Source organism: Brachybacterium sp. HMSC06H03, assembly GCF_001807385.1.
Taxonomy (GTDB): Bacteria; Actinomycetota; Actinomycetes; order Actinomycetales; family Dermabacteraceae; genus Brachybacterium; species Brachybacterium conglomeratum.
The window spans coordinates 1-5,730 of record NZ_KV788749.1 but is presented as its reverse complement, the minus strand read 5'-3'; the positions used below and the strand labels follow the sequence as shown (position 1 = coordinate 5,730).

Below are 5,730 nucleotides of genomic sequence, written 5' to 3'. Positions count from 1 at the left end.
GGTGGCGGCTCCGGGAGCGCGGGCGGCTCGGAGGGATCCGATGGGAACGGCGGCTCCTACGGGCCTGGCGCCGGTGACGGCGCTGGCGGGAGCGGCGGCGCGGACGGTGCCGAGGGGGACGGCGCGGGCGCCCCGGGCGCGACCGGTTCCGGAGCGAAGGACTCCGGTGCGTCCGATCCCGGCGACGCTGACTCCGGTGCAGCCGGCTCCGAGGGCTCGGCAGCGGCCGGCGGTTCCGGTGCGACCAGGCCCGGCAGCGCCGCGGACGGGAGTGGCGACGAGCAGGCCCAGGACGGTGCCGTGAGCACCGGATCGCTCGCCCGCACGGGTGTGGAGGCGGCGGGACTCGCCGCCCTGGCACTGGCCCTCACCGGTGCCGGGATCGCCCTGGTGCGGCGCCGCCGGGCCTGAGCGTCCGCTCGAGAACCGGTGATGCCCTGTCCCTGCGTCGGGGGGCAGGGCATCACCGTCCGATGCGGCTCACGCCGGCGCCCCTCGGCGCCCACCGTCACCCGCGGCTGACAACAGACGAGTCCCTGGCGTGACCTCACCCGCTGTACGGGGTCGAGGTCACGCCAGGGACTCGGAATTGTGCGCCGGCGGTGCCGGCGGCGCAGGTGCTGGCCGGGTCAGGCGCGGGTGCCGGCCGCCTCGTGGGCGTCGGTCGCCTCGGGGGCCTCCGGCGACGCGGCGGTGGCGTCGTCGGACTCCGCGCGCTCCGCGGCGTCGGTCTCCGCCTTCTGCTCGGCCTGGAAGGAGGTGCGGGCCGCGGCGTCGTAGGTGTCCTGGTCCAGGATCTTCTCGCGCTTGGCGACGATCACGCCCACCAGCGACTGCCCGGTGACGTTCAGGGCGGTGCGGCCCATGTCGAGGATCGGGTCGATCGCGAGCAGCAGGCCCACGCCCTCGAGCGGGAGGCCCAGGGTGGACAGGGTCAGGGTGAGCATCACGGTCGCACCGGTCATGCCGGCGGTCGCGGCGGAGCCGAGCACGGAGACCAGCACGATCAGCAGGTAGTCGGTCACGCCCAGCGGCACGCCGTAGAAGTTCGCGACGAAGATCGCGGCGAGCGAGGGGTAGATCGCGGCGCAGCCGTCCATCTTCGTGGTCGCGCCCAGCGGGATCGCGAAGGAGGCGTAGTGGCGCGGGACGCCCATGCGCTCGGTGACGGTCTGGGTCATCGGCATGGTGCCCAGCGAGGAGCGGGAGACGAAGCCGAGCGAGGTCGCCGGCCACACGCCGCGGAAGAAGGAGCCGATGGAGAGGCCGTTGGCCTTCAGCAGGATCGGGTAGACGACCAGCAGCACGATCAGCATGCCCACGTAGACGTCGAGGGTGAACACGCCGAGCTGGCCGATCGCGTCCCAGCCGTAGCTGGCCACGGCGTTGCCGAGCAGGCCGATGGTGCCGATCGGGGCGAGGCGGATGACCCACCACAGCAGCTTCTGGACGATCTCCAGCGCGGAGCCGGTGACCTTCAGGAAGGGCTCGGCCTTCTCGCCGACGGAGAGCACGGCGATGCCGACGGCGATCGAGATGACGAGGATCTGCAGGGCGTTGAAGCTCAGGGAGACGGAGCCGTCGCCCCCGGCCGAACCGGTGATGCCCAGGAAGTTCGAGGGGACCAGGCCGGTGAGGAAGTCGAGCCAGCCGCCCTGGGTGGAGGAGGCCTCGGCGGAGTCCGCGGAGACCTGCGAGTTCGCGCCGGGGGTGGTCAGCACGCCGAGGGCGATGCCGATCGACACGGCGATCAGGGAGGTGATCCCGAACCACAGCAGGGTCTTGCCGGCCAGACGCGCGGCGTTCGTGACGCCGCGGAGGTTCGCGATCGAGGTGACGATCGCGAGGAAGATCAGCGGCGGGACCAGAGCCTTCAGCAGCGTCACGAAGATCGTGCCGATGGTGTCCAGCGTTGTGGTCAGCCAGTTTGCGCCGTCGGGGTTCGCCTCGGTCTCGACGACCGGGCCCATCTGGGCGGCGACGAGGCCGAGGACGATGCCGAGGACGAGGCCGATCAGGACCTGCCAGCCGAAGGGGATGCGGGCGATCGCGGTCAGCGGGTGGCGCGACCGCGTCGAGACCGAGGAGGAGGTGGTTGATGTGCTCACGAGCGGGACGCTACGCGCCCATGCTCCCAGGTTCAACCATATTGCTATGCGGTCACATTAGCGCGGCTTTGGGGTTGTGTGCTGCTGCCAGGCACTGGAAGGGGTGAGGGGCCGAGCGGTGCGCGCCCTGGCAGGCCGCGGCGGCGGAGCCGTGAGGGCCTGGCCGACCGGAGGAGCGTCGCCGTCGGCGGGTCACGAGGAGCCGTGCGGCCCTCGGCCGATCGGAGGACCTCGAGAAAGCTGGAATCGACGTGCGGAGGATGTCGGTCGCGAGCAGGCCTGGCACGGTGGAGCCATGTCTCGAACGCCTGTGGACCACGCCGATCCCGCCTCCTCGGACGAGGTGCTGCCGAGCGCTGTCGGTGTGGCGGACGGGGCCGACAGCGCGGCCGACGGGCGCGACGGGAGGACCGACGCCGTCCAGGAGGATGGCGTCCCCTTCGGCGAGCATCCGGCGACCCGCTTCGCCGCCGACGTCGAGTACAGCGGCCGTGCCGGCGAGCACGACTATCTCGTCCGCGCCCGCCATCGCCTGCTGGACACCTCCTTCACCGTGGTCATCGACGGGATCGAGCACGACCCCAAGGCCGAGGAGAAGGCGCGAAAGGACCGGGAGAAGCGCGAGGCGAGCGACGACGACGCGACCGGCGACGACGCGACCCGCGACGATGCGATTGATGGCTACGCGGCCGAAGACGACCTGCAGTTCGGCCTCGACGAGGGCTTCTCCACGCTGCGCTGCACCGTGCGCCGTCGCCGCGAGGACGGCGAGGTCAAGGACTGCGAGGTGCTCACGATCCGCACCGCAGGACTCGGCGGCGCCGGCGAGGTCGAGGTCCGGCACGGGTTCCGGACTACCCTGCTCGTCCCGGCGGAGGGGTCCCCGTCGGCCCTGCGCGATGAGAAGCGCACCGCCCATCCCGCCCGCTATGCGCTGATCGCGGCGCTGGCGAAGGCGGCGAAGTTCTTGATCCCGCTGCTGGGACTCGGTGCGCTGTTCGGCGGGCTGCTCGATCCGGTCGAGGAGTGGATCGAGGCGCGGATCCGGCCCGTCGTCGTCGCGGTCGCCCAGGCCACCCAGCCGATCCGGGACTGGATCGAAGAGGTCACGCGTCCGGTGCGGGAGTTCCTCGACGCCCTGCTGAGTCCGATCCGGGAGCTGATCGCCGCGATCCTCCGCCCGATCGGCGAGGCGGTGCGCTGGCTGCTGGACCTGCTGCCGGACATCGGGCTCCCCTTCTCCGTGCCCGGCTGGCTGGTGGACGTGCTGGTGCCGGTGATCGTCGTCGTCGCAGTGTTCTCGGCGACCCACCGCGCCCTGCGCACGCGCCGGGAGAAGCTCGCGGAGACGACGAGGGGTGCGGGCTCGGACGACGACGCCGGAGCGCATGTCGCGAGGACGGGCGGTGCGGATTCGGGCGCCGCCGACGGGGCGGATGCCGAGACGCCGAGAAGCGCGGACTCGGACGTCGCGCCGGGGAGCCGAGCGCACGACCCAGACGGCGACTACGGCGCAGAGCCCTCGGGGCCGTCGCCGTCGGAGGTCGAGGACGACGAGCGGTCCGCGGGTGAGCGAAGCACGCAGAGCTGAATCCCGTCCGGACCGTGCAGGCAGATCCGGCGAGCTGGTCAGAGGAACTCGAGGAACTGCCTGTTCTCCGCCATGATCTCCTCGAGACGGGTGCGCGGGGGCCGAGCGTACGGCTCGTCCCCGAGAGCGGAGCAGGCGCGGTCGAAGAAGTCGGCGGAGACCAGCACGCCGCGCGCCCGTGCTCCGCGGCTCATCACCGTGACGGGCTGACGGTGCGAGAGCTCGAGGAGCTCGCTCAGCCTCGTGCGGAACTCCGAGGCGGTCACGATCTTCGTGGTGACCGCAGCCTCGATCGCGGTCAGTGCAGGCGGGCCCATCGCCGGCCCGTCAGGTGCGGTCCCGATCGCGTCACTCACGTACCTCGCGCGGCCAGCGCCCGCCGCGCTCGTCCTGTCGGCCCCATCCGTCTCGTCCACTGTGTCGTCCCGATTCGAGCCGTCTGCCGCGTCGTCCCGATTCGACCAGTCTGCCGCGTCGAGGCGATCCGACACCTCCGCCTCTGCGTCCCATGCACTCTCTGCCATGCCGCTCATCCCCCGTATCGGTCGTGTCTCTGAGGGGGAGTCTCGGCCATCCGGGCGGTATCGGCTCCGCACGCGGTGTCTGTTGTGGAAAAGCACGTACATGACGTACGTGATGTACGCAGTTTTCTGCAGTACCCGTGCGGTGCCGGAATGTCGCCGCCGCGCGTCGTATGACCGACGACTGTTGGCGGATGGCGGATGGCGGATGGCGGTCGCCCGGCGCTGGAAGACCTCCGCGATGTGACCACCGCCCGGCGTCGACGAGGGAAGCCGTGACGTCTCCTCCACAGTGCGGGGTTCTCCACGAGGATCCTCGCGACGGTGGGGGAGCGTGGGGGGCCTCGACTAGCCTGTCGGGGTGGCCACCGCTCTGTACCGTCGTTACCGCCCGGAGTCCTTCGCCGAGGTGATCGGCCAGGACCACGTCACCACGCCCCTGAGGCGTGCGCTGCGCGCGGGCCGGGTCGGTCACGCCTACCTGTTCTCGGGACCTCGCGGCTGCGGCAAGACGACCTCCGCCCGCATCCTCGCCCGCTGCCTGAACTGCGAGCAGGGGCCGACGGACACCCCCTGCGGCACCTGCGACTCCTGCCGCGACCTCGCCCGCGGCGGCGCCGGCTCGCTCGACGTGGTCGAGATCGACGCGGCCAGCCACGGCGGCGTGGACGACGCCCGCGAGCTGCGGGAGCGCGCCTCCTTCGCCCCGGTGCGGGACCGCTTCAAGGTGTTCATCATCGACGAGGCCCACATGGTCACCTCCGCCGGCTTCAACGCGCTGCTCAAGCTCGTCGAGGAGCCGCCGGACCATGTGAAGTTCGTCTTCGCGACCACCGAGCCGGACAAGGTCATCGGCACCATCCGCTCCCGCACCCACCACTACCCCTTCCGGCTCATCCCGCCGCAGGTGCTCGGCCCCTACCTCGAGGAGGTCTGCGCCGCGGAGGACGTCCAGGTCGGCGAGGGCGTGATGCCGCTGGTCGTGCGCGCCGGCGGCGGCTCCGCCCGTGACTCGATGTCGGTGCTGGACCAGCTGATGGCCGGCGCCGGCGAGGACGGCCTGGACTTCCCCACCGCGATCGCGCTGCTCGGCTTCACCGACACGGCCCTGCTCGATCAGGCGGTCACCGCCATCGCCGAGCGGGACGCGGCCGCGCTCTACTCCGCGGTCGAGCACGTGCTCGCCACCGGCCACGAGCCGCGCCGCTTCGTCGAGGACCTGCTGGAGCGGATGCGGGACCTGATCGTGCTCGCCGCCGTGCCGGACAAGGGCGCCGATCTGCTCCCCCAGGTCCCGGCCGGCGAGCTCGAGCGGATGCTCGGCCAGGCCTCGCAGTTCGCCCCGGCCGATCTCTCGCAGTGCGGCGACCTGGTCCACGAGACCCTCTCGACCATGAGCGGCGCGACCTCGCCCCGTCTCCACCTCGAGCTGCTCGCGGCCCGGCTGGTGCTGCGGGACGAGCGGGCGGCGCTCGCCGCGGCCGACGCCCCGGCCCCGCAGGGCGGAGCG

Annotated in this window: 5 protein-coding genes; 3 read left to right on the top strand and 2 right to left on the bottom strand. The window is 72.0% G+C overall.

What is annotated here, in order from left to right; translation table 11 throughout:
- Nucleotides 1–300: 300 nt before the first annotated feature.
- On the top strand, nt 301–411 hold the full coding sequence (locus HMPREF3159_RS17650; RefSeq protein WP_210388848.1) for an LPXTG cell wall anchor domain-containing protein: 111 nt from the start codon (nt 301–303) through the stop codon (nt 409–411).
- 218 nt (nt 412–629) lie between these two features.
- Here HMPREF3159_RS17650 and HMPREF3159_RS06820 read toward each other — a convergent pair whose 3' ends face one another.
- A complete protein-coding gene (locus HMPREF3159_RS06820; RefSeq protein ID WP_070500292.1) occupies nt 630–2,108 on the bottom strand; it encodes a dicarboxylate/amino acid:cation symporter in 1,479 nt (492 codons plus the stop codon).
- Nucleotides 2,109–2,403: 295 nt separating this feature from the next.
- On the opposite strand from HMPREF3159_RS06820, the gene HMPREF3159_RS06815 reads away from it, so the two are divergent.
- On the top strand, nt 2,404–3,699 hold the full coding sequence (locus tag HMPREF3159_RS06815; protein ID WP_246821526.1) for a hypothetical protein: 1,296 nt from the start codon (nt 2,404–2,406) through the stop codon (nt 3,697–3,699).
- A 38-nt stretch (nt 3,700–3,737) separates the two neighbouring features.
- Here HMPREF3159_RS06815 and HMPREF3159_RS17465 read toward each other — a convergent pair whose 3' ends face one another.
- Nucleotides 3,738–4,016 (bottom strand): type II toxin-antitoxin system prevent-host-death family antitoxin, encoded by a 279-nt coding sequence (locus tag HMPREF3159_RS17465; RefSeq protein WP_168165394.1) that lies wholly within the window; start codon nt 4,014–4,016, stop codon nt 3,738–3,740.
- A 565-nt stretch (nt 4,017–4,581) separates the two neighbouring features.
- On the opposite strand from HMPREF3159_RS17465, the gene HMPREF3159_RS06805 reads away from it, so the two are divergent.
- Nucleotides 4,582–5,730 (top strand): DNA polymerase III subunit gamma and tau (locus HMPREF3159_RS06805; protein WP_070500288.1); only part of this gene is annotated, 1,149 nt, incomplete at its 3' end.

Coding starts and splice junctions, on each gene's coding strand:
- HMPREF3159_RS06815 (WP_246821526.1), top strand. CDS start 2,404: ATGTCTCGAACGCCTGTGGACCACGCCGATCCCGCCTCCTCGGACGAG.
- HMPREF3159_RS17465 (WP_168165394.1), bottom strand. CDS start 4,016: ATGGGCCCGCCTGCACTGACCGCGATCGAGGCTGCGGTCACCACGAAG.